The 23239-nt window shown below is 64.6% G+C and carries 15 protein-coding genes and 2 pseudogenes; 12 read left to right on the top strand and 5 right to left on the bottom strand.

All coding sequences use genetic code 11. The features are described from left to right. Positions 1-99: 99 nt before the first annotated feature. From nagA to ACUZUJ_RS20815, 5 genes are read right to left on the bottom strand one after another with little or no spacing between them, the layout of a single operon-like run. On the bottom strand, positions 100-1227 hold the full coding sequence (nagA, locus tag ACUZUJ_RS20835) for an N-acetylglucosamine-6-phosphate deacetylase (protein ID WP_101766255.1): 1128 nt from the start codon (positions 1225-1227) through the stop codon (positions 100-102). Then, on the bottom strand, positions 1224-2000 hold the full coding sequence (locus tag ACUZUJ_RS20830; protein ID WP_458220500.1) for a DeoR family transcriptional regulator: 777 nt from the start codon (positions 1998-2000) through the stop codon (positions 1224-1226). Before ACUZUJ_RS20830 ends, nagA begins: the two co-directional genes overlap by 4 nt. A gap of 33 nt (positions 2001-2033) precedes the next feature. Continuing rightward, positions 2034-3368, bottom strand: coding sequence for a D-tagatose-bisphosphate aldolase, class II, non-catalytic subunit (locus ACUZUJ_RS20825; RefSeq protein WP_049444144.1), 1335 nt, complete (start codon positions 3366-3368; stop codon positions 2034-2036). Between the two features lie 16 nt (positions 3369-3384). Next, positions 3385-4323, bottom strand: a complete 939-nt coding sequence (locus tag ACUZUJ_RS20820; protein ID WP_049444141.1) for an ROK family protein — start codon at positions 4321-4323, stop codon at positions 3385-3387. Then, positions 4316-5470 (bottom strand): SIS domain-containing protein, encoded by a 1155-nt coding sequence (locus ACUZUJ_RS20815; protein ID WP_049444240.1) that lies wholly within the window; start codon positions 5468-5470, stop codon positions 4316-4318. The genes ACUZUJ_RS20820 and ACUZUJ_RS20815 overlap by 8 nt, the downstream gene beginning before the upstream one ends. A 322-nt stretch (positions 5471-5792) precedes the next feature. Between ACUZUJ_RS20815 and ACUZUJ_RS20810 the strand changes: the two genes are divergently transcribed. From ACUZUJ_RS20810 to ACUZUJ_RS20755, 12 genes and pseudogenes are all read left to right on the top strand, one after another. Next, complete coding sequence (locus ACUZUJ_RS20810) at positions 5793-9152, top strand: TIM-barrel domain-containing protein (protein ID WP_458220499.1); 3360 nt, start codon at positions 5793-5795, stop codon at positions 9150-9152. A gap of 133 nt (positions 9153-9285) precedes the next feature. Then, a complete protein-coding gene (locus ACUZUJ_RS20805; RefSeq protein ID WP_458220498.1) occupies positions 9286-12261 on the top strand; it encodes a TonB-dependent receptor in 2976 nt (991 codons plus the stop codon). Between the two features lie 65 nt (positions 12262-12326). After that, positions 12327-13682 (top strand): Gfo/Idh/MocA family protein, encoded by a 1356-nt coding sequence (locus tag ACUZUJ_RS20800; RefSeq protein ID WP_101766458.1) that lies wholly within the window; start codon positions 12327-12329, stop codon positions 13680-13682. Between the two features lie 315 nt (positions 13683-13997). Beyond that, positions 13998-14531 (top strand): hypothetical protein, encoded by a 534-nt coding sequence (locus ACUZUJ_RS20795; protein WP_458220497.1) that lies wholly within the window; start codon positions 13998-14000, stop codon positions 14529-14531. A 62-nt stretch (positions 14532-14593) separates the two neighbouring features. Next, a complete protein-coding gene (locus ACUZUJ_RS20790; RefSeq protein WP_510468057.1) occupies positions 14594-18679 on the top strand; it encodes an RHS repeat-associated core domain-containing protein in 4086 nt (1361 codons plus the stop codon). Positions 18680-19178: 499 nt separating this feature from the next. Next, positions 19179-19883 (top strand): annotated as a pseudogene (locus ACUZUJ_RS20785) (RHS repeat-associated core domain-containing protein); the annotation flags it as partial. A 636-nt stretch (positions 19884-20519) separates the two neighbouring features. Next, positions 20520-20642 (top strand): annotated as a pseudogene (locus ACUZUJ_RS20780) (RHS repeat domain-containing protein); the annotation flags it as partial. A gap of 216 nt (positions 20643-20858) precedes the next feature. Then, on the top strand, positions 20859-21146 hold the full coding sequence (locus ACUZUJ_RS20775; protein WP_158298019.1) for a hypothetical protein: 288 nt from the start codon (positions 20859-20861) through the stop codon (positions 21144-21146). A gap of 205 nt (positions 21147-21351) precedes the next feature. Next, complete coding sequence (locus ACUZUJ_RS20770; RefSeq protein ID WP_101766248.1) at positions 21352-21618, top strand: hypothetical protein; 267 nt, start codon at positions 21352-21354, stop codon at positions 21616-21618. An 88-nt stretch (positions 21619-21706) separates the two neighbouring features. Next, the gene (locus ACUZUJ_RS20765; protein WP_101766247.1) at positions 21707-22141 is read left to right on the top strand and encodes a hypothetical protein; all 435 of its coding nucleotides are present in this window, start codon (positions 21707-21709) and stop codon (positions 22139-22141) included. Next, a complete protein-coding gene (locus tag ACUZUJ_RS20760) occupies positions 22138-22587 on the top strand; it encodes an adhesin (protein ID WP_101766246.1) in 450 nt (149 codons plus the stop codon). The genes ACUZUJ_RS20765 and ACUZUJ_RS20760 overlap by 4 nt, the downstream gene beginning before the upstream one ends. A gap of 170 nt (positions 22588-22757) precedes the next feature. After that, positions 22758-23216, top strand: a complete 459-nt coding sequence (locus ACUZUJ_RS20755; RefSeq protein ID WP_458220668.1) for a hypothetical protein — start codon at positions 22758-22760, stop codon at positions 23214-23216. The last annotated feature ends 23 nt before the right edge of the window (positions 23217-23239 follow it).

The raw sequence follows: 23239 nt of genomic DNA, 5'->3' as shown, positions 1-23239 counted from the left end.
TGGCTATGCCGATCGTCCTGATCGGCACCCTCCGGGCCGTCGCAAGCGACGTTGGCAATGGCTCCTGCCATTGCCTTCGGCTCTACAAAAACGCAGATATCAGGCGTTTGCGGCGTTCAAATCGACTACCCGCCCGCCCACCACCACCTGCTGCAGGCGCAGTTCGGCATCCAGCACCACCAGGTCGGCGCGGGCGTCGGGCGCGATGCGGCCGCGATCGTCCAGGCCGAGATACGCGGCGGGGAAGGTGGAAACACGCTGCGACGCGTCGGCCAGCTCCAGGCCGACCCGCACCAGGTTGCGCAGCGCCTGGTCCATGGTCAGCGCGCTGCCGGCCAGCGAACCGGTCGCCAGGCGCACGCAGCCGCCGCACTTGTGCACGCGCTGTTCGCCCAGCGCGTACTCGCCATCGGGCATGCCCGTGGCGGCGGTGGCGTCGGTCACCGCGTACAGGCGCGGGATCGCACGCGCGGCCAGGCGGATCACGCCGGGGTGGATGTGCTGCAGGTCGGGGATGATCTCGGCGTACTGTGCATGTGCCAGCGCCGCTGCGGCGATGCCCGGGCGATAGTGATCGACGCCGGTCATGCCATTGAACAGGTGGGTGAAGCCGGAGGCGCCGGCCTGCAGCGCGGCCACGCCTTCCTCGTAGGTGCCGGCGCTGTGGCCAAGCTGCACGCGGATGCCCATCGCCGAAAGCGCAGGTATCAGCGCGGTGTGCTCGCCGATTTCCGGGGCCAGCGTCATCACCCGGATCGGTGCCAGCGCATGCAGCTGTTGCACCAGCGCCAGCGTCGCCTCGATGGTGCGGTTGGGCTGCGCGCCCAGGCGCTGCGGGCTGATGAACGGGCCTTCCAGATGCACGCCGGCAATGCAGGCGGCGTCGGCATCGGGCGCCGCCATGGTGGCGGCCACACCCTGCAGCGCGTGCTCGATCTCGTCCAGCCCGGCGGTCATGGTGGTCGCCAGCAGCGTGGTGGTACCGAAGCGCAGATGGGTGCGGGCGATGGTGCGTGCCACGTCGCCGCCCTGCATCAGGTCCACGCCGGCCGCGCCGTGCACATGCAGGTCGATGAAGCCGGGCAGGATCACCGGCAGCTGCAGGTCGTCAGCGCCGCTGTGGTCATCCACCTGCAGCTGGCGCACCTGCGAATCGAAGTGGACGTGACCACGCCGCCAACCCAGCGGGGTGAGGATGCGGCCATGCAGGGTGCGGGTGTCGGTCATGCGGTGGGCTCGGCGATGATCACTTCGATGCCCAGCCGCTGCAGCCCTTCGCGGGTTGCATCGTCGATGCCGGCGTCGGTGATGATGGCGTGGATCTGATCCAGCAGGGCGATGCGGTGCAGGCTGACGCGGCCGAACTTGGAGGCATCGGTCAGCACCACGATGCGGCGCGCGCGCTCGACCATGCGGTGGTTGAGGCGGGCTTCGGCCTCGTCGTGGGTGGTCAGGCCGAACTGCAGGTCCAGGCCGTCCACGCCCAGGAACAGGGTGTCGAAGCTGTACGAGTTGAGGCTGGCCTCGGCCTGGCTGCCCTGCAGCGACAGCGACTGCTGGCGCAGCAGGCCGCCGGTCAGCAGCACGGTGATGCCTGCGGCATTGGCCAGTTCCCAGGCGATGTTCAGGCCGTTGGTCATCACCGTCACGTCGCGATGCGCGCGCAGGTGGCGGGCCAGGGTCATCGTGGTCGAGCCGGAGTCGATGATGATGTTGTCGCCGGGCTGCACCAGGCGCGCGGCGCGCGCACCGATCGATTCCTTCAGCGGCAGGTTCAGTGCGTCCTTCTCGTGGATGTCCTGTTCCTGCGGCGGCGTACGAACGAGCGTGGCACCACCGTGGGTACGGTTGGCCAGGCCCTGCGACTCGAAGTGGGTCAGATCGGCACGGATGGTCACCGTCGACACGCCGAAGCGCTCGACCAGATCGGCCACCTGTACCGAGCCGTGCTCGATCAGCAGCTGCAGGATCTGTTGCCGGCGGGAGCGGGTGTTGCGCATGGCCATTCTCGGTTTCGCGGGAAAAGGTAGAGATTAGCCGTTCGCAGGAACGCCGGCAGCCGAACCTGCGCTCTGCACGCGGGTGCCGGCCTGGTTGGCGCTGCAGGCGCGGGCGTACTCGCCCAGGCACAGGCCGATGCGGTGCTGCACCAGGGCGGTGGGGGTGTTGACCAGGCGGCCTTCGCGCACGGCGCGGTACTGCTCCGGCAGGTACTGGCTGAGCAGTACCAGCGGCGGCGCGTGCTGCTCCAGGTTGTCGAACAGGGTCTGCACCGCCTGCACCAGCGCCGGCTCGCCCCAGTAGTAGCGGCAGCGGTCGCTGAAGGAGTAGCTGCGCAGCAGCCGCAGCGCGGCGTCATCGCCCTGGTAATAGGACTGCCAGTACTTCGGCTGCGCCACCATCACCTCGTCCAGCACCTGCGGCAGGCGCGAGCACTGTGCGGCCGGCAGCAGTTCGGCTTCGATCGCGGCCAGCGCGAACAGCGCCTCGCGGTAGGCGAAGGTGGCGGCCGGGCCGACCTTCAGGATGGCGAAGTGGTCGCGTACCAGCGCGTGCAGGCCACTTTCGCGCTGGTAGTCGGTGGAATGCGCTTCGAACACGATGCGCGGCTGCTGTTCGAGGAAATCGGCCAGCGCACTGGCGGCGGCCGGGTCGTATTCGTGCACGCTGCTGTGGTCGAAGTCCACGCCGGGCTGCACCACCATCGCGATCACGCGCTGCCACGCGTCGCGCAGCTGCGGGGTATCGAACGCCTGCTGGTGGATGGCCAGGGTCTGCGCGGCGGCGGCCGGCGTGGTCACCTGCAGGCCTTCGGCCAGCGAGGCTTCGCCACCGGGAATCGGCACTTCGGTGCCGATCACGTAGACCGGCGGCGGCAGGCCGTGTTCGGCGGCGGTGCGCTCGGCGATCTCGGCCAGCTCGGCCGAACGCGCGGCGACGATGGCATCGGGCAGCGGCACCGGGTCGTCGGCGCAGGACATGCTGCAGTCCAGGTGGATCTTGTGGAAACCGGCGGCGACGTAGGCTTCGATCAGCACGCGCGCGTGGGTCATCGCTTCGGCCGCCGGGCGCTTCTGCCAGGCATTCGGGCCGAGATGGTCACCGCCCAGGATCAGCCGCTCGCGCGGGAAGCCTTCCTCATCGGCCAGCGTGCCGACGTAATCGCGGTACTGCGGCGGGGTCATGCCGGTGTAGCCGCCGAACTGGTCGACCTGGTTGGAGGTGGCCTCGACCAGCAGCACGGTGCCATGTGCCTGCGCCACGTGCATGGCTGCGCGCAGCACCTGCTCGTTGCTGCAGCAGACGCTGTACAGGCCGACGTTGGCACCAGCGCGGTGGGAGGCAAGCAGGGTCTGCAACGGGGACATGGTCAGGCTCCGGACATCAGGAAAACGAGGGTTGGCAGGCGAGCAGGGCAGCACCACGTGCGCCGCCGGCATCGCCAAAGCGTGGCGGCACGATCGGTGGCACCTGCACGCCCTTGAACAGATGGGCGGCGATGGCGGCGGGCAGGTGCTCGTAGAGCGGCGCGTACTGCGAAAGACCGCCGCCGAGCACGATCACGTGCGGGTCCAACGCCAGCACCAGCGCGGCCAGGCTGTGGCCGAGCAGGTCGCGATGGATGTCCAGCGCCTTGCGCGCGCGCGCATCACCGGCTTCGGCCAGGGCGATCACCGCACTGGCGTCGGCGGCGCTGCCACCAAGGTGGCGCTCGATCATCGCCACGCCACTGCCGGACACATAGCGCTCCACGCAGCCCTGCAGGCCACAGGCGCAGTCGATCAGCGGCAGGCCGTGGCGCTGCAGCAGATGCCCGGGCACGCTCCAGTGGCCCCATTCGCCGGCCAGCCCGTTGAAACCGGACAGCAGCCGGCCCTGCAGGCAGAAGCCACCACCCGCACCCGTGCCGAGGATGGCGCCGAACATGCTGGGGTAGCCATCGGCGGCGCCGCCGTGCGCTTCGGAAAGGGCAAAGCACTGCAGGTCATTGCCGAAATGCAGTGGGCGCTGCAGCCGGGCCTGCAGATCGGCGGCGACGCTGTGGCCGGTCAGTGCCGGCACGTTCGCACTGAGCTGGCGACCCGTGCGGCGATCACGCACGCCGGGCAGGGCGATGCCGATGGCCGCATCACTGCGGCCAAGTGCAGCGTCTGCCTCGGCCACCAGCGCCACCACCGCCTGCAGGAAACCGTCGTAGTCGCCCTGCGGCGTGCTGACGCGACGGCGCCAGGTGACCTGCATCGCCGCATCGCACGCCACCAGCTCGATCTTGGTGCCGCCGATGTCGATGCCGTAGCAGGCGTGGGCGATCAGCTCAGCCATGGTGGATGGTGACGCCCTTGACGACGCGGTTGACGGTGCCGTCCGGGAACGGGTTGTCCGGGGTCAGCCCGAGCGCGGCCGAGCGCTGCAGCGCGAACAGCTGCGCGAAGCCCAGCCATACCGGCGCCAGCCACGGATCGTCCAGTGCCGGCACGATCAGGGGGTATTCGTCATCGGCGCCGATGTCCGAATGCGGGCCGATCGCCAGTACCTGGCCGGCCACGCCGTCGCGGCGCAGCTCTTCCAGCAGGTCCTGTTCGTAGCGGCGCGCCAGCGGCTGCACGCTGCGCAGCACCACCACCAGGGTGTTGCCGTCCAGCGTCGATTTCGGGCCATGGCGGAAGCCCAGCGGGGTGTTGGCCAGCGCCAGCACGCGGCCGGCGGTCAGCTCCAGCACCTTCAGCGCGCACTCGCGTGCCAGCGCTTCCAGCGGGCCGCTGCCGAGGTAGATGATGCGGTTGAACGGGCGTTGCGCCAGCGCCGCCACCGGTGCATCCCACTGTGCCTGGCCTTCGCGGGCCAGCGCGGCGATCTGCTTCAGGCGCGCCACGCGCGCATCCCACGGCGAACGATCGAACACGGTCAATGCGGCCAGCAGCATGCAGGTCAGGCTGCTGGTCATGGCGAAGGCACGGTCGCAGCTGGCGGAGGGCATCAGCAGGGTGCAGGTGTCGGCACGGCCGGCGCCACGACGGGCCAGTTCGCCATCGGCGTTGCAGGTGATGTCGAGGAAGCGCGCGTCATCCACGTCGCTGCGCACGCGGTCCACTGCCGCCACGCTCTCCGGGCTGGAGCCGCTGCGGCCGAACGAGACCAGCAGGGTCGGGCGGTCGCGCTGCAGGTACAGCGCCGGGTGGGTCAGCAGGCTGGTGGTGTGCACCACGCGCACATCAGCTGGCCACTGCGCGTTGATCGCGTCGGCCACCATCTCGGCAATGAAGCCGGAGCTGCCGGCGCCGGTGAACAGCACGCGCTGGTTGGGATCGTTGAGGCTGTCGCCAAGGAAGGCCTGCAGGCGGTCGCGGGCACGCGACAGGTCCTGTGCGAGGGCTTCCCACAGCGCGGGCTGCTGGGCGATTTCGGTAGCGGTATCGGCTCCGCCAAGGCGCTGCCAGGCGGACACATCGGAAAGCAGGGTGACGTCCATTCGGAGGTTCCAGTTGGGCCAGCGCACCATCTGCGTTTTCTTTCGAAATGTCAAACATCGAAAGTAAAAAGAAAGAAAACGGGTGGGTGGCTTTTCCCGTCGCGAGGTGCCCAGGAAAACGAAAGGATCGACGAAATGCCGTATCGCACAATGCTTAACAGGCGACTGCAAGCGCTTACACAAAGTATTGCGACGCAACAACTTTCGTTTCAATGGAATATATCTTCCTTTTTCCTTTCAATTTGTTGACATCTTTCGAATCGCTGCCCTAGAGTCGGCCCAACCGCTTTCGAAACGCCCGGTGAACGGGTTGGGAGTCCGCGTGGAAAACTGCGTTCGTCGCTCGCCGCTGATGCTGGCCCTGTTGCCGGCATTGATGCTGGCGTCCATGCCGGCCAGCGCCGAGCCGGTCGGCAACCTGCGTTCGGTCAGTGCCAGCGCCAGCCGCGACGGCGTGCAGGGCTGGGACCTGCAGACCGACAAGGGCGCGCGCATCCGCATCGAACTTCCGGCCACCGACATCATCCGCGTGCAGGCCGGTCGCAACGGCACGCTGACCGGTGCCGGCGACAAGGCCGCACCGATCGTGCTGCCGCAGCCCAAGGCGAGCGTGCAGGCGCAGCTGGAAGAAGACGCGCAGGAAATCCGCGTGCGCACCGATGCACTGGTGCTGCATGTACAGCGGCAGCCGCTGCGCCTGCGCCTGGAACGCCTGGACAATGGCCAGCCCATCGCGCTGTGGCAGGAACTGCAGCCGCTGGACCTGGATGCCACGCAGAGCGTGCAGGTGCTGTCCTCGCAGGCCGATGAAGGCTATTACGGCGGTGGCCAGCAGAACGGCCGCTACCAGTTCAAGGGCCGCGAGCTGGAAGTGTCCTACTCCGGCGGCTGGGAAGAGGGTGACCGCCCCAGCCCTGCACCGATGCTGCTGAGCAGCCGCGGCTGGGGCATGCTGCGCAACACTTGGAGCGATGGCAGCTACGATCTGCGCGAGGCCGACCAGGCCACGCTGCTGCACCGCGAAGACCGCTTCGACGCGTACTACTTCGTGGGTGCCGATCTGCCGAAGCTAATCGAACGCTACACCCAGCTGACCGGCCGCCCCAACATGGTGGCGCGCTGGGCGCTGTCCTACGGCGATGCCGATTGCTACAACGACGGCGACAACCGCAAGAAGCCCGGCACCGTGCCTGAAGGCTGGAGCGACGGCCCGACCGGCACCACGCCGGATGTGATCGACAGCGTGGCCAGGCAGTACCGCGCCAACGACATGCCCGGTGGCTGGATCCTGCCCAATGATGGTTACGGCTGCGGCTACAAGCAGTTGCCGGAGACGGTGAAGGGCCTGGCCACGTACGGCTTCCGCACCGGCCTGTGGACCGAGAACGGTGTCGACAAGATCGCCTGGGAAGTGGGCAAGGCCGGCAGCCGCGTGCAGAAGCTGGACGTGGCCTGGACCGGCAAGGGCTACCAGTTCGCGATGGATGCCAACCGCCAGGCGTTCAACGGCATCCTCGACAATTCTGATTCGCGCCCGTTCCTGTGGACGGTGATGGGCTGGGCAGGCATCCAGCGCTATGCCGTAGCGTGGACCGGCGACCAGAGCAGCAGCTGGGACTACATCCGCTGGCACGTACCGACCCTGGTCGGTTCGGGTCTGTCCGGCATGGCCTACGCCAGCGGCGACGTCGATGCGATCTTCGGCGGCAGCGCCGAGACCTTTACCCGCGATCTGCAGTGGAAGGCATTCACCCCGGTGCTGATGGGCATGAGCGGCTGGTCGTCGAATGCGCGCAAGCACCCTTGGTGGTACGACGAGCCCTACCGCAGCATCAACCGCGATTACCTGAAGTTGAAGATGCGCCTGACCCCGTACATGTATGGGCTGGTGCACGAGGCTGCGCAGACCGGTGCACCGCCGGTGCGTGGCCTGATGTGGGACAACCCGCGCGACCCGCACGCGCAGGATGAAACCTACAAGTACCAGTTCCTGCTCGGCCGCGACCTGCTGGTGGCGCCGGTGTACCGCAGCCAGGCGGCCAGCCGTGGCTGGCGCCGCGACATCCACCTGCCGGCCGGCGGCTGGATCGACTACTGGGACGGCCGCCGCGTGCAGGCCACCGCCGATGGCCGCCAGCTCGACCGCCAGGTGGACCTGGCGACGCTGCCGGTGTTCGTGCGTGCCGGCGCGATCCTGCCGATGTACGCGTCGATGCTGTTCGACGGTGAGAAACCTCTCGACGAAGTGACGTTCGACCTGTACCCGCAGGGCGATTCGCAGTACACGCTGTACGAAGACGACGGCAACACCCGCCGCTACCAGCAGGGCGAATCGAGCACGCAGCAGATCCGCGTGCAGGCGCCGGCACAAGGCAGTGGCCCGGTGCAGGTGCAGATTGACGCCGTGCAAGGCCAGTACAACGGCCAGCTGGCGCAGCGCCGCTATGGCCTGCGCGTGCTCAGCCGCCAGGCGCCGCGCGCGGTGCAGGCCGGTGGTCGCGCGCTGCCGGCGCTGGCCGATGCCGCCGCCTTCAACAGCGCCAACGAAGGCTGGTACTTCGACGCGCAGGAGCGCCGCGGCACGCTGCATGTGCGCACGGCCACACAGGATATCCGCCAGCCGCTGCAGCTGCAGCTGGAATTCGCGGTGGCCGCCGCAGCCGCCGACGATGCCTATCCGGCCGCGCCGGTGCTGGGCCGCGAACTTCCGGCCGACAGCCTGCTGATGGTCAACCGCCCGGCCGAAGAGCCCGGCCATGCGCTGGAAAATGCCTTCGATGATGATCCGGGCACCTGGTTCCGCAGCGTGCGCAACCAGGCCGTGCGCACCGGCGCGCACGAGTGGGTGATCGGCTTCGGCGAGCGCAAAATGATCGATGGCATCGACATTGCGCCGCGCAACGACAAGAACTGGAAGCACGGCCAGGTGCGCGATTACGAGGTGTACCTGGGCGACAGCAATGGCGAGTGGGGCGAGCCGGTCGCACGTGGCCGCCTGCAGCTGAAGGAAGGCGTGCAGCGCATCGACTTCCCGGCGCATGCCGGCCGACTGCTGCGCTTCCGCGTGCTGAGCGTGCAGAACCCGGAAGGCGACGGCGCCAGCAGCACCGACCCGATGGTGACCGCCGCACAGGGCAGCGCCCGCGCGTTCGATGCATTGCAGCCGCGCGATGTCGGCCCGATCGCACTGTCCACCTTCCACATTCTTGAACACCAGGAACCGGAGCGACCGGCCCGGCAGCGCTATCTCTCCGAGCTGCCGGTGCCGGCCGCGCTGGCCAGCCAGGTGCGCACCGACCAGTCCTTCCGTGGCGACGCCGGCATGCGCATGAACGGGCTGCAGTTCCGCCGTGGCCTGGGCGTCGGCGCCAACAGCCGCATCGACCTGCGCCTGCAGGGCGGCTGGCACCTGCTGCGCGCCGACCTCGGCATCGACGACGCCTGCCGCAACGCCGGTGGCCTGCAGTTCCAGGTCTGGGGTGACAACCGCCTGCTGTACGACAGCGGCCTGGTGAAGGCGCCCGGCGTGGTCAAGCCGGAGCTGGACATCCGAGGCCTTTCCACCCTGAGCCTGCGCACGCTGGGTGCGCAGGGCAGCCAACCCGCCCAGGTCTGTGCCAACTGGGCCAACGCCGTGCTGATCGGCCAGGAGGGCGACTCCGCCAGCATCGTCGCCCCATGACTCCCTCGTAACACCGCTCCTCCCCCCGCCCATTCCGACTACGGCCCTCATGGCCGTGGCCCGGGAGCGTTTTGCCCGCCGAACGCCCACGCGCTCACTTTTTGCGCCGCACCCCTGCCAGGAGAGAACCCCGATGTTGCCCGCCCGCCACCACCGCCCCCCCTGTCGTTCGATCGCTCCGCTGTCGCTGGCCATCGCCGGCGTGCTGCTGTCGGTCGCCGTTCCTGCCTTCGCCCAGGAGAGCAAGGACAAGGCCACCGACCTGGCCCGCATCGAGGTCACCGGCTCCAACATCCGCCGCACCGACGTTGAAACCGCGTCGCCGGTGCAGGTGATCAGCAAGCAGGACATCCAGAACATGGGTGCGCGCACGCTGCTGCAGGTGCTCGACAACCTGCCCGCCGCACGCCCGGCGCAACAGGACGCGCGTTCGCTGTTCACCGGCTCCGACGGTGCCTCGCAGGCCAACCTGCGTGGCCTCGGCGCACAGGGCACGCTGGTGCTGCTGAACGGTCGCCGCCTGTCGTACTACGGTGCGCCGGCCGGCTTCCAGACCCAGTTCGTCAACATCGATGCGATCCCGGCCGCGGCCATCGAGCGCATGGAAGTGCTGACCGACGGCGCCTCGGCGGTGTACGGCACTGACGCGGTGGCCGGCGTGATCAACGTGATCACCAAGCGCAACTTCCAGGGCGCCGAGATCAGCTTCACCAACGACACCTCGTCGCGCATCGATTCCTACGGCGAGCGCCAGGCCAGCATCACCGCCGGCTTCGGTGACCTGACCGAGAACCGCTTCAACATCTACGGCGCGGTGAACATGTACCGCCGCGACGCGATTCCGCTCAGCGACTTCTACGACAAGCGGCCCGACCAGTACTACGTCAACAACCCGAACTACCTCAACAACCTGCGCCTGGGCGTGGGCAGCAAGCCGGGCGAATTCAACCCGGGCAGCTACTTCGCGTTCGATCCGGTCACCGGCCGTCGCGTGCAGGAAGCGGCACCGGGCTGCAAGAACGTGCTGACCAGTGAAGCGGCCGGACCGCGTTGCGTCTGGGAAACCTGGATGAACAACGAGATCGATGCCGGCGCCAAGTCCGAGCGCAACACGGCCTACCTCAACGGCACGTTCCTGGTGGGCGACAGCACCGAGATCTTCGCCGAGGCGACCTACACCGACATCGACCTGCGTGCCAACGGCGGCACGCCGCGCACCTACGGCACCACCACCGGCAACCCGACCAGCTGGTTCTCGCGCAACACCGGCAACAACGTCAACCAGTTCCTGTACCCGTTCCTGGGCCCGAACAACGAGTACAACCACGCCAGCCCGGAAATGAAGGCGATGATGGGTGGTGTGGTCGGCCTGAACTACCTGCTGCAGGATGCCGGCCCGAACTACTTCGGCCAGCGCAACACCGACAAGAGCTACCGCGTGCTGGCCGGCGTGCGTGGCGACGTGGGTGACTGGAACTGGGAGACCGCGTTCGCCAGCGCCGGTACGCATTCCACCACGTACCAGACGATCAACGTCAACATCAAGGGCTTCGAAAAGGCCTTCGGCCCGTACTCGATCGATCCGACCACGGGTCGCGTGATCATCTCCGACCACCCGGCGTACAAGTTCGGCGAGATCAGCGACGCCAACGCTGCGCTGATCCGCGAAGCATTCCCGACCTTCGACATCCAGTCGTGGACGCGCCTGCACACCCTGGACGGCAAGATCGAAGGCCCGCTGTTCCAGCTGCCGGCCGGCGAGATGCGCGCCGCGTTCGGCTTCAACGCCAGCCGCGAAACCTTCTACACCCCGGGCAACGCCGATGCAGCCAATGGCCTGATTTCCCAGCAGGGCGGCTCGTGGTTCGACGGCAAGCGCAACACCTACGCGCTGTTCGCCGAGACCGTGGCACCGATCACCGACAAGCTGGAACTGGATGCCGCGGTGCGCGTGGACAAGTACCCGAACTTCAGCGCCAACGTCGCGCCGAAGATCGGCTTCAAGTACCAGGCGTTCGACCAGCTGATGCTGCGCGGTACGTACTCCACCGGTTTCCGTGCACCGAGCCTGGCCGAGTCCGGCAACGGTGGCGTGTTCGCTCAGCTCGGCGGCTTCCGTGACGAGCTGCGCTGCAACGAGACCAACGCCATCGCCAACCTGTTGCTGAAGTCGCAGCGGCCGGGCGATGTCGATCTCGGCAAGACCCTGCTCAACGTCGACTGCAGCCGCACCGTGGCGCGCATGACCCAGCCGAACAAGGACCTGAAGCCGGAGAAGGCGAAGATCGCCACCCTTGGCTTCGTCTACGAGCCGGCGAGCTGGCTGTCGGTGTCGGCCGACTACTGGTTCATCTACCGCAACAATGAAATCGTCGCGCCGGACTATCGCCGCATGGAAGACATCATCTCGATGTCGCGCTCGCCGATCACCGACAGCGACCGTGCCAACCTGGCCCAGCTGGCGGCGATGTGCGCCGACCCGGCCAGCGGCGTGAGCTGCCCGGCGAACCTGCCGGGCTACTCGGCCGGCAACGTGGCCAGCGTGGTGGGCCAGTACAAGAACCGCGGCAAGACCCTGATCGACGGCTTCGACATCGATGCGCGTAGTCGCTTCTCGCTGGGCGACTGGGGCAACCTGAACATCGGCCTGGCCGCCACCATCGCCAACCGCAACCGCTTCTACATGGACGCCGAGAACGGCTGGTACTACGGCGACGTGGTCGGCTACTACAACAACCCGCGCCTGCGTGCCACGCTCAATGCCGACTGGACCTACAAGCAGGTGACCACCAGCATGTTCGTCAACTACGTCGGCGGCACCAAGTGGGCCACCGACCAGGTCGATGAAGTGAGCAACAACAAGGAGACCTGCACCGGCGGCTACCTGGCCCTGCAGAAGAGCAAGTGTGACGGCGCGCCGTCGTGGTGGACCGCCAACATGAGCGTCACCTGGCGCCCGGATGATGCGTGGAACCTGAGCTTCACTGTCAAGAACCTGTTCAACCGCCTGCCGTTCTACGACCCGAACAGCTTCCTGGGTGACTCCAGTGACTACGCAACCATCTTCGGCCGTGGTTACAGTGTGACCATCGGCTACCGGTTCAAGTAATTCCGTTTGCGTGACCTGGCGTGCCGGCTACGGCCGGCACGCTGCCAAGAGGAGAGATGTTTGCCATGAAGCGTAGGGAATTCATCGCGGCCAGTGCCGCTGTCGCCGCCAGCAGCCTGCTGCCGCAGACCCCGGCCTGGGCACGCGGGCGCAAGGTGCGCCTGGCCATGATCGGTACCGGCATGCGTGGCCTGGTGCTGCTGAAGGAACTGGTGCGCCGCGACGACGTCGAAGTGGTTGCCGTCTGCGATATCGAGCCGATCATGCTCGGCCGCGCCGTGGACATGGTGGCCAAGGCCGGCAAGCCGGCGCCGAAGACCTACGGCCAGGACCGCGACACCAATGCGTGGAAGCGCCTGCTGGAGCAGAAGGGCATCGATGGCGTGATCATCGCCACGCCGTGGGAATACCACGCGCCGATGGCGATTGCCGCGATGCAGGCCGGCGTGGCCGTGGGCTGCGAAGTGGTGGCCGGCATCACCCTGCAGGACCACTGGGACGTGCTGAAGACCCAGCTGGGCACCGGCACCCCGTACATGCTGCTGGAGAACGTCTGCTACCGCCGCGACGTAATGGCCGCATTGCAGATGGTGCGCCAGGGCCTGTTCGGCGAACTGGTGCATCTGCAGGCCGGCTACCAGCACGACCTGCGCGGCGTGAAGTTCAATTCCGGCGACCCGAACCAGCCCTACGACAGCGGCGTGGAATTCGGCCCCAAGGGCTGGAGCGAAGCACGCTGGCGCACCGAGCATTCGGTGGAGCGCAACGGCGAGCTGTATCCCAGCCATGGCATCGGCCCGTGCGCGATGTACACCGGCATCAACCGTGGCAACCGCTTCACCCACATCAACGCCTTCGCGACCAAGGCGCGCGGCCTGCATGAATACACCGTGGCCAAGAGTGGCGGCACCACCCACCCCAGCACCAAGGTGAAGTTCAAGCTGGGCGACATCGTGACCACCACGCTGGCCTGCGAGAACGGCGAGACCATCCTGCTGCAGCACGATACCTCGCTGCCGCGCCCGTACTCGATGGGCTTCCGCGTGCAGGGCACCAAGGGCTTGTGGATGGACGTGAACCATTCGATCCACATCGAAGGCCGCAGCCCGCCGCACCAGTGGGAAGAGTTCAAGAAGTACCAGGACGAGTACGAGCACCCGCTGTGGAAGCAGAATGCCGACACCGCTGCCAGCGCCGGCCACGGCGGCATGGACTGGTTCGTCATCCATGCGTTTGTTGAAGCGCTGAAGGCCAAGGCACCGATGCCGATCGACATCTACGACGCGGTGACCTGGAGTGCGATCACCCCGTTGAGCGAGCAGTCGATCGCGAACAGCTTCCAGACGCTGGAGTTCCCGGACTTCACCGCCGGTGCGTGGAAGCAGCGCAAGCCGATCTTCGCGTTCGACGGCAAGTACTGAGGTTTACCCCTTCCATGCTGTGACGGAAACGCCGGGCCATGCCCGGCGTTGCTGTATATGGCGTACTGGCCCCTGTAGCGCCGGACCCACGCTCGGCCGCCTGTTCGGTCGGCCGCCCGCTTTATCAGAAAACTCTGAAATCCGACCCATTCCACAGTTTCTGACTTGAATGTGTAAACCACATCGGAGATAACGTCCCCCGTGCGGTCAGCCCGCATTCCGGACCAGGGACGATCCGAAGCATGACGTGGTGAGGCAACCGCCCCACGTTCTCGTTCCCGCCGGCGCTGTGTTCGTCCAGGAAGGAGAACAGGGATGTTGAAGCGATTGAAGGATCTGTCGAGCACAGTGCTGGCGATGGCCGCGCTGGGATGCATGGGCACCTCTGCGGTTCAGGCGCAGGAGGTGAAGAAGCAGTGGTTCGCGTTCGCGTCCGGCAACCAGCCCCGCGCGACGGAGAAGCTGGTACAGAAGGACATTGAAACCCGCTTTGCCGCCCATCAGGCCTATGGCCCCTTCAGCTGGGAGATGCGGGGGACCACTACCCTGACCGACAAGATCATCTATGACTACGCGATCAAACCCGCGAAGCTGATCAAGACCGATTGGACATACCGCTTCGACAGCCAGGCGCATGGCTCGGAGGAGGCCCTGTTCGAGGCGCTCAGGCTGACGGTGCCCAAGGAGCCCGCCTGCCCGGCGCCGCAGGTTTCGATGACGCAGGCGTGGACGGGGATCCCTGGCGGTGGCGCAGGTGCCGGCGCCGATGGCAGCAATGTGGGTGAGCAGGGCGTGGCCACCGTTTCCTACCACTTCTTCAATGCAGGCAGTGCAACTGCGAGCCGATGACAGCGCCACGCCCTGTCCAGCGGACACGGGAAGTGAAGTGCCCCAATACCAGCAGCACCATCATGAAGTGGCGTGAAGATCTGCAGATGTGCGGCATGCCCCCGGCGCTTGAGACGGGGACGGCGGCGATGACCCGCCGATACCACAGCCCGATGATCGCGCAACAGTGTGATGCACCTGGAAATCCATGCGACCCGACAACAGGTGACAAGACCCAGCCCGAGCCCGATTTCGATCTGGGCTGGATCAGCTTCCGCCGTCACTACCACTCGCTGACCAGCACGCCTGGAGCCGCCTTGGGCACGGGTTGGACGCACTCGCACAACCTGCGGTTGACGGTCGGTGTGGACAGCACCACGTTCCCACCGGGCACCGAAGTGAAGGTCGGTCGGATCGGTCAGGACGGCACGCACCTCGCTTTCCCCAAGCGCGGCGCCTACTACGAAGCCAATGACGGCAGCGGCGAGCGGGTAACGCAGCAGGGTTCCAACTGGCTGCTCTCACGCGCCGGGGAGCGCATCCTGTTCAGTTCCACCGGCCTGATGCAGCGTCGCGATTTCGAGGACGGAACGTCGCTGACCTATGCGCACGACAGCCGTGGCCGCCTGCTCAGCGTCACCCATTCAACCGGGCGGCGTCTGGATATTCAGTACCTCCTGCCAGGTGACGACTCGCTGATCTCCGCGGTGATGGTCGCCGGCCAGCCTGTGGTGAGCTACGCCTATTCACCGGCCGGCGAACTGATCCGTGCGACCTACGCAGACGGCGCCAGTCGTACTTACCATTATGAGGACGCCCGCTTCCCGGGTTACCTGACTGGCATTACCGCCGAAGACAACCAGCGCTACAGCTGGTACGGCTATGACACGCAAGGGCGGGTCACCTGCAGCCGCCATTCCGGCGATTGCAGCCAAGCCGACGTGGGCATTGATGGCGTGCGCCTGGAGTACACCCCGGCAGGCACCACCATCGTCACCGACGCACTGGGCAAGCAGAGCACCTACGCATTGACCGCCAGCGGTACCAGCGGCCTTCCGCGCAAGGTCAATGGCATCACCGAAAGCAACGGCAGCATCACTCGCGCCTATCTGCCCGAGGGCACCGATTTCCGGCGTCGGCTGCAGTCGTTGACCGATCGCCGTGGTGTTGTCACCAACTACGCCTATGCCGAGGCCAGCGATTCTGCCGCAGGCGCCGTCAGCGTGACCACCACGACGGAAGCGGCGGGTACCCCGGATCAGCGCATCAGCGAAACGCGCGTGGCCATGGACAGCAATCGGCTGGTGCAGCAAACCGTCGGTAGCCGTGAGATCCGCATCGCACGCAATGCACGCCTCCAGCCGACCACCATCACGGTGCGCGACATGGTGACCGGTGACACCCGCGTCACCACGCAGACCTACTGTGAGGCAGAGGGCCCGGAGTGCCCGCTGGTAGGACTGCTGCGTAGCGTGGATGGCCCACGCAGTGATGTGGCGGATGTCTCCACCTATGCCTACTACACCGCGGACGACGCGGGATGCGCGGCCAATGGTGCCTGCAGTTATCGCAAGGGCGACCTGCGCAGTGTGACCAATGCGCTGGGCCAGACGGTTGAGACCCTGGCCTACGACGCACTCGGGCGGCCGTTGTCGGCGAGGGATGCCAACGGCGTGGTCACCGCCTACACCTACCATGCCCGTGGCTGGCCGACCTCGATCACCGTGCGCGGTGCCACTACAGCCGAGGACCGCGTTACCCAGATCAGCTACTGGCCGACCGGCCAGGTGCAACAGGTCACCGAGCCTGACGGCAGCAGCGTTACCTATGTCTACGACGCCGCCCAGAGGCTGACGGACATCGCGGACAGTGCGGGCAGCACCATTCACTATGCGCTGGACAACGCCGGCAACCGCCTCAAGGAAGACACGCTGGATGCCGGCGGCACCCTGCGCCGTACCCTGGCACGGACGTTCAACACGCTCGGCCAGCTGACCGCATTGAAGGACGCAGGCAATCACGCCACCGGCTTTGTCTACGACGCCAACGGCAACCCGCAGACGATCACCGACGCCCTGCAGCGCGTGACCAGCCAGCAGTACGACCCGCTGAACCGCCTGGCGCAGACCCTGCAGGACGTCGGCGGCGTCGCGGCCGAGATCCGCAGCCAGTACAACGCGCTGGACCAGGTCACCCAGGTCACCGACCCGAAGGGCCTGCATACCACCTACGCCTACAACGGGTTCGGTGACCTGACCGGCCAGGTCAGCCCGGACAGTGGCGCCAGCAGCTTCACCGTGGATGCGGCAGGCAACCGCAAGACCACTACCGATGCACGCGGCGTCACCGCCACCTATCACTACGATGCACTCAACCGCCTGATCGGCATTGCCTACCCGGACCCCAACCTGGACGTGGGCTACAACTACGACGTGGCACCGACCGCCTGTGCCGCCGACGAGCGCTTCGCGAAGGGACGGCTGGGGCAGGTGCTGCACGCCAATGGCAGCACCCAGTACTGCCACGACCGCTTCGGCCAGGTCACCCGCAAGGTGCAGACCGTCAACGGCGTTGCCAGCACGCTGCGCTATGCCTACAGCAAGTCGGGTCGCCTGACCGCGCTGACCTACCCCGATGGCAGTGTGGCCGACTACGTGCGCGATACCCAGGGGCGCATCAGCCAGATCGGCCTGACCCGGCCCGGCCAGGCGCGCCAGATCGTGGTGAACAACGTGACCTATGCGGCCTTCGGCCCGGCGACCGGTTGGACTTATGGCAATGGCCGCCAGCTGCAGCGTCCGCTCGACCTGGACTATCGCCCGCAGGCGGTGCACGACCCGGCCGCGGGCGGACTGTCGCTGGGCTACGGCTATGACCCGGTGGGTTCGATCACCGAGCTGAAGAACGGCGCAGGCTCGGCGGTGCTGGCCAAGTACGCTTACGACGCGCTGGGTCGCCTGACCCAGACCCAGGACGGCGCGACCGGCACGCCGATTGAAACCTATGCGTATGACGCCACCGGCAATCGCACCGCCCTGACCACCTCTGCAGGCACCGCCAGCTACACCTATCCCGCAACCAGCCACCGGCTGACTGCCGTGGACGGCGAGGTACGCAGCCATGACGCGGTGGGCAACACCACCGGCATCGGTGGCAAGACGTTCATCTACAACGATGCCAACCGCATGAACGCGGTTAAGCAGGGCAATGCCGTACTGGAAAGCTACGCCTACAACCATCGTGGGGAGCGCGTGCTGCGTACCCCGGCTGGTGGTGCAGCGCAGATCACGCTGTACGATGAGGCCGGGCAGTGGCTGGGCAATTATTCCGCCACGGGCAAGGCCCAGCAGCAGGCCATCTGGCTGGACAACTACCCGGTGGCGCTGATCAACGCGCCAAGCGCTGGAGTGCCGGAGTTGGCCTACGTCCAGCCGGATCATCTGGGTACGCCGCGCGTGGTGATCGATCCGGTGCGCGATGTGGCGATCTGGGAGTGGAGCAACAAGAGCGAGGTGTTCGGTAATCAGATTCCGAGTGCTGACCCGGATGGCGATGGTGTGGTGTTCGAGCTGGTGCTGCGCTTCCCAGGCCAGCAGGCGACGGATGCGAGTGGGCTGTTCTACAACTATCAGCGGGAATACGACCCGGCGGTGGGGCGGTATTCGCAGAGTGATCCGATTGGGTTGATGGGAGGGATTGGTACGTACCCGTATGCCTCCGGGAAGCCTCTTTCGAAGGTCGATGAAAAGGGGCTGGTCGATGTCTGGGTATGGATGCCACTCCCCTATGAGGGAGGGCTGCCGAGCTATGGAAAGCTGCATTCCTCTTTCGGGCACATATCGACAACTTCAAATGGTGTCGATTACTCATTTGGCCCTGCGGGCAACTCAATAAGTACAAACTATGTTTCATCTCAGCTTAATTTGCGCACTGGAATTAAGCACACAATAGAACTTACACCGCAGCAGGAGTCAAAACTATCGGCATGTCTCGCGAGGCCGCAGGGGGCGTACAGTGCAATAAATAATAACTGCGGGACGCCGTTGCAGAATTGCATGCGGGAGATTGGCAAGGAGCTTCAGCCTGTGAACATGATTCTTCCGGAATCAATAAATCACCTACTTTGGTGGATGTCTGATGAATCAACCATTCAGCGCGGGAAAAGATGATGAAATTGATTCCTTGTATTTTTTTTATCTTCTCAGTATTCACTGTCACCTCTTGCGAGCACAAGGGCAGGGAGGTTGTGCCGGAGGGCGTGATCGAAGTTTATGATTCGGCAGAGGGGGGTGCCGTAATTGGTACAAGTACTACTCCGGTTCCGGTTGTTGGATATGTTTATCCGGACAAGACTCGTTACGTGCTGAAGGTCTGCCATCTGGGTCACATAGGATATGTGCGGGATGGAATACGAGAGCTAAGAGCAACAGTAAACCGGAGCTCATCCTGCCCGGAAACCGCGAGGAGCGCGGACTAGAATTAACTAAGCGGGGCGAAACTGAGATCATCAAGCTGGAGACTGTGGCGAAACAGGCGCTGCCACTGCGTGAATTACCGGGTTGGATATGGGCCAGGGCGTACCCCAGCCAGGTTGGGAAGACACAGTGATGGCAGGGCACCTCGGTGCGGTGAGGCCTGCTGAGGGATGCACGGGGGCTCGGCGCCCCCGCCAACTACACCTGTCCCGCAACCAGCCATCGCCTGACTGCGGTGGACGGCGAAGCGCGCAACCATGACGCAGCGGGCAACACCACCAGCATCGGCAGCAAGACGTTCACCTACAGCGATGCCAACCGCATGAGCGCGGTGAAGCAGGGTGATGCTGTACTGGAAAGCTACAGCTACAACCATCGCGGTGAGCGCGTGCTGCGTACCCCGGCTAGTGGCGCAGCGCAGATCACCCTGTACGATGAGGCCGGGCAGTGGCTGGGCAACTACTCGGCCACGGGCCAAGTGCAGCAGCAGGCCATCTGGCTGGACAACTACCCGGTGGCGCTGATCAATGTGCCGGCTACCGGCGTGCCGGAACTTGCCTACGTGCAGCCGGATCATCTGGGTACGCCGCGCGTGGTGATCGATCCGGTGCGTGATGTGGCGATCTGGGAGTGGAACAACAAGAGCGAAGTGTTCGGCAACCAGATTCCGAGTGCGGACCCGGACGGCGATGGCGTGGTGTTCGAGCTGGCGCTGCGCTTCCCGGGCCAGCAGGCGACGGATGCGAGTGGGTTGTTCTACAACTACCAGCGCGAGTACGACCCGGCAGTGGGGCGGTATTCGCAGAGTGATCCGATTGGACTGGACGGGGGCATTAATACCTTCGCTTACGTTGAGGGAGATCCCCTTCTGGGAGTAGATCCACACGGGTTAGCGAACTCGGGCCGAACCGAGAAAGTTACTGGTGGGCGCCCGACCACTGTTCGAGTGGATAATCCGCATGTTGAGGGGCAACAACGTCACGCCCACGTTTGTGCGAAAGGCTGTAAGGAGATCGTCGTGAACCAGGACGGAAGTGGGAGTCACGGGACGGACCCGGCGGGCCTTTCTGATAGAGTCAAGCAGTTCCTTCGTGGGAAGGGATTTTCGCTCTCGATGTGTGGCGGAGCTCTGAATGTAGCCAAAGAAATTGCTCGCGAGGGATGCGAGCGTGGTGATCCAGTCAAGTGCGACATATTCAAGGCTCTCGGCGGAGAAGTCATAGTGGAAGGAAACGAAGGGGCATGAAATAGATGAAGATTTACGGGAAAAGACAGCTCGTTGATGACCCCGGTCGGCTAGAGGAGGTGGTTCTACAGGTCGGGCCCGCTGAAGCGCGCCTCCTTGCCGCGTTCCTGACTGAGTGTGCTCAGGAGATGGAAAGTAGCGATGCATGGGAGCATCGCCACTTCTCTGATTGGCAGAGAGGTGCGGATGTAGAGGGGGCGTGTGAATTGATCGTCTTCAGGCCATGACAGCCTGAAGCGGTAATCCGTCCGAAGATGAATTAGGCACAGTCTCCAAGTGCAGTCCGGCCGCTCGCCGCGCGTGCTGCGCTCTCCGGCCGGTGGCGAAGCGCAGATCACCCTGTACGACGAGGCTGTATGGTGGATTTGTAACTACTCGGCCACGTGCCAAGAACAGCAGCAGGCCATCTGGCCTGAATGTGCTGGATTGATACGGAAGCTCGAAGTCGGACGGGCAAGTGCGGCCGTTCTCGGCAGGATGCGGGAAATATGCAGATAGTGATTTTCAGATACTCTTCGTCTCACCTACAGTATGGGGCGCAGATGCCCGCTGTGGGTCGGTAGGCGCAATCTTCTTTTCAGTACCACCCTGGCCCTATGAAATTCGAATTTGGTGTCTAGCATTAAGATGAATTTGGACACCTTGGAAAAGGTCTCATCAATATTGTTCGACGAGCTGTGCTCCAAGGGCTTGCAAGAGATTGAAGTGGAGGACGTGTTTTACCGCGTGGTGCCATGGTCGGAACGTCACTCCATGGGCGGTGAGCGGGTGGAGCTTGAAGTTGGAAGTCTTTTCGATGACTACTCTGATATTCAAAGAGTCGCATTGGGGCAGCAGGAACCACTGGCCTATCATCTTTCCGCCCTGGCCTGCCTTCTCTACGAGATAGGGGGGAGGTTGAGTGAAGAAGTGTGATTGCAGATATGCGTGCAGGTTCCGGAGCATCCCATGCACCGTGTGATCGCTGTGAGCTTGAAGGAGAAGCCCAGCAGTGTCTTCGCAGGATGTTCTGCAGCGCGCTGACAGCTCTGTTCGTTGTCGCCGGTCCAGAGTAATCAGTGCAAAGGCTGGAATGGGATGGGTAATCCAAATGACGTGGTTGAATGGACGGTGATTTACCATGGAGCTTGAAGCGAAAAGGGTAGTTTTCTTTTCTCAACAGGATGAACGGTTCTTCTTCGAGTGGATTGGTCGAATCGGCTGCATCGGGAATGTGGTCGGCAGAGGGGATGTCATCTATCTACCCCTGGATCCAGATGCGGTTCTGGAGGAGGAGGTCTGGGAACTGGCTGCACTGTTCAGGAGATATCGGATTCCGCTGGTCCAGCTGCAAATGCTGGAGGCAGGCAGGTACTCTCGAGCGCTGCGCGATGCATTGCGCGAGTAGGGCGCCAAGCGGGAGGCAAGGTGCATGAGCTCCCGCGCTCCTCCACAAAAGAACGCGATCGGTCTGCACGCTCTCGGAGAGATACAAGATGAAAGCCAGGCAGATTCTTCGGTACGGGCTGGCCTACGCGGTGTCGTGTGGAGCGCTCTGGCTGTTCCTGCACATTGTGGGCAGGGCGCTTTACGCCTTCGACTCACATCAGGTTTTCTTCTGGCTGTATGCCGTCAGCCTTCTGTTGCTGGGATTTGGCGCACGGGTTCCCGCCGCTGGCCGCCTGACGATCAGGCGGCTTGCCAAGGGGGCTGGCTTGGGGCTGCTCGCGGGCCTTCTGGCCCAGGTCGTGGTGCTTGCACTGGAAGCCTATAGATTCAGCGGGTTCAGGTCATCGCTGCTCTGGCAGGTACCGGTTTCGCTGACGGTGATGAACGTCGTGCTGCTCACGCCGCTCTGGGGCGTAGTGCTGGTTGCCCTCACCGCCGCATGCCGCCGCGACAACAACCCACATCAGGCCTCGAACCCATGAAGCGACTGACTGCCTTTTGCCTCGTGGTTGCACTGACATCCTGTGCGGCGCATCCGAACCGCACCACGAAGTGTCCGCCGGCCCATTTCACCTATGTCGGCACCGAGAGAGTCGACGGGTTGACCTACGGGCGCTTCCAGATCACCCACAACGCTGATCAGCCACTTCAGCTGTGGGTGGATGAAAGACGCAGGTTGAACTCAAGGACTGCTCGCGCAGAGATGAGGCGTACAGGCGAGGATGCCTGGCGGCCTTACAACGTGATCCTTGAGGAAATCACACCGGGAGCGATCGGGCTGTCGATCGGGCAGGGTGAACAGCAGAGCGTTTTGTTCGATGGTGATGGCGTATTCCTGCCCGGCCAATCCAGCGCGGACACGGAGTACTCCATCGTGGTACGGGATGCAGCCGGTTGCGAGCGTCGCTCGGCATCGTTCATTCCCTGACGTTCCCGCCGTGTGCGAGATTCACGGGCACCACTCGTTCAGTGGCACCCGCCGCATGCGCAGCGGGTACGCCACAGCGGGCAGCGCGAGCTCAATCGGCAGACCAGCGCTCATTCACCCGGTACGCCAGCACCAGCTCGGCATCTGAGGTCAAACTACAATAAATGCCAATGTCCGGCGAACTGATCTTCATAAGGTGCATGAAGGGCGCAGCTGCAGTTGGAGCGTTGGCGATCTGCTGCGCGCTGATTGAGTCCATGATGAGTATGGGCTGTCCAGTCGTTGGATACTCTCCATCAGTTATGTTTGCTCTTTTTGTGGCATTGCTGGTGCTGTTTGTGTATTCCAAGTTCGAACTGGCGAGAAGGGGAATTCTGTCGGTTGAGGTTAGGCGAGTGCGATTCGCATTCGCCATGGCTTTCCTGGCCGAGATGTTCATGATTGGGTTGCTGGTCGCCCGCAACCTCGAATGCGATAGCTTCGTTCGCGCGATTCCCATTCCTGGGGCACTACTTGTTTTCTATACAGCTGCCGCCTTCTCATTTGTATTCAGTGACTTCTATCTTGGTGCCGCGCGAAAAATCATCAGACATGGCGCTCGGCCGAGGAACTTCTTAAGAGACAAATAGTTGGCACTGCCTTTGTGGTGCTC

The sequence above is a fragment of the Stenotrophomonas sp. S4 genome (assembly GCF_054187805.2).
Note: the sequence above shows the minus strand (reverse complement) of the source record. Positions and strands in the feature narration are given on the sequence as shown.

Bases quoted from the DNA above. Each gene is read 5' to 3' on its own strand.
- ACUZUJ_RS20805 (WP_458220498.1), top strand. From the start codon at position 9,286: ATGTTGCCCGCCCGCCACCACCGCCCCCCCTGTCGTTCGATCGCTCCG.
- ACUZUJ_RS20775 (WP_158298019.1), top strand. From the start codon at position 20,859: ATGAATTTGGACACCTTGGAAAAGGTCTCATCAATATTGTTCGACGAG.
- ACUZUJ_RS20755 (WP_458220668.1), top strand. From the start codon at position 22,758: ATGTCCGGCGAACTGATCTTCATAAGGTGCATGAAGGGCGCAGCTGCA.
- ACUZUJ_RS20820 (WP_049444141.1), bottom strand. From the start codon at position 4,323: ATGGCTGAGCTGATCGCCCACGCCTGCTACGGCATCGACATCGGCGGC.
- ACUZUJ_RS20795 (WP_458220497.1), top strand. From the start codon at position 13,998: ATGTTGAAGCGATTGAAGGATCTGTCGAGCACAGTGCTGGCGATGGCC.
- ACUZUJ_RS20800 (WP_101766458.1), top strand. From the start codon at position 12,327: ATGAAGCGTAGGGAATTCATCGCGGCCAGTGCCGCTGTCGCCGCCAGC.
- ACUZUJ_RS20825 (WP_049444144.1), bottom strand. From the start codon at position 3,368: ATGTCCCCGTTGCAGACCCTGCTTGCCTCCCACCGCGCTGGTGCCAAC.
- ACUZUJ_RS20770 (WP_101766248.1), top strand. From the start codon at position 21,352: ATGGAGCTTGAAGCGAAAAGGGTAGTTTTCTTTTCTCAACAGGATGAA.
- nagA (WP_101766255.1), bottom strand. From the start codon at position 1,227: ATGACCGACACCCGCACCCTGCATGGCCGCATCCTCACCCCGCTGGGT.
- ACUZUJ_RS20790 (WP_510468057.1), top strand. From the start codon at position 14,594: ATGAAGTGGCGTGAAGATCTGCAGATGTGCGGCATGCCCCCGGCGCTT.
- ACUZUJ_RS20760 (WP_101766246.1), top strand. From the start codon at position 22,138: ATGAAGCGACTGACTGCCTTTTGCCTCGTGGTTGCACTGACATCCTGT.
- ACUZUJ_RS20815 (WP_049444240.1), bottom strand. From the start codon at position 5,470: ATGGACGTCACCCTGCTTTCCGATGTGTCCGCCTGGCAGCGCCTTGGC.
- ACUZUJ_RS20830 (WP_458220500.1), bottom strand. From the start codon at position 2,000: ATGCGCAACACCCGCTCCCGCCGGCAACAGATCCTGCAGCTGCTGATC.
- ACUZUJ_RS20765 (WP_101766247.1), top strand. From the start codon at position 21,707: ATGAAAGCCAGGCAGATTCTTCGGTACGGGCTGGCCTACGCGGTGTCG.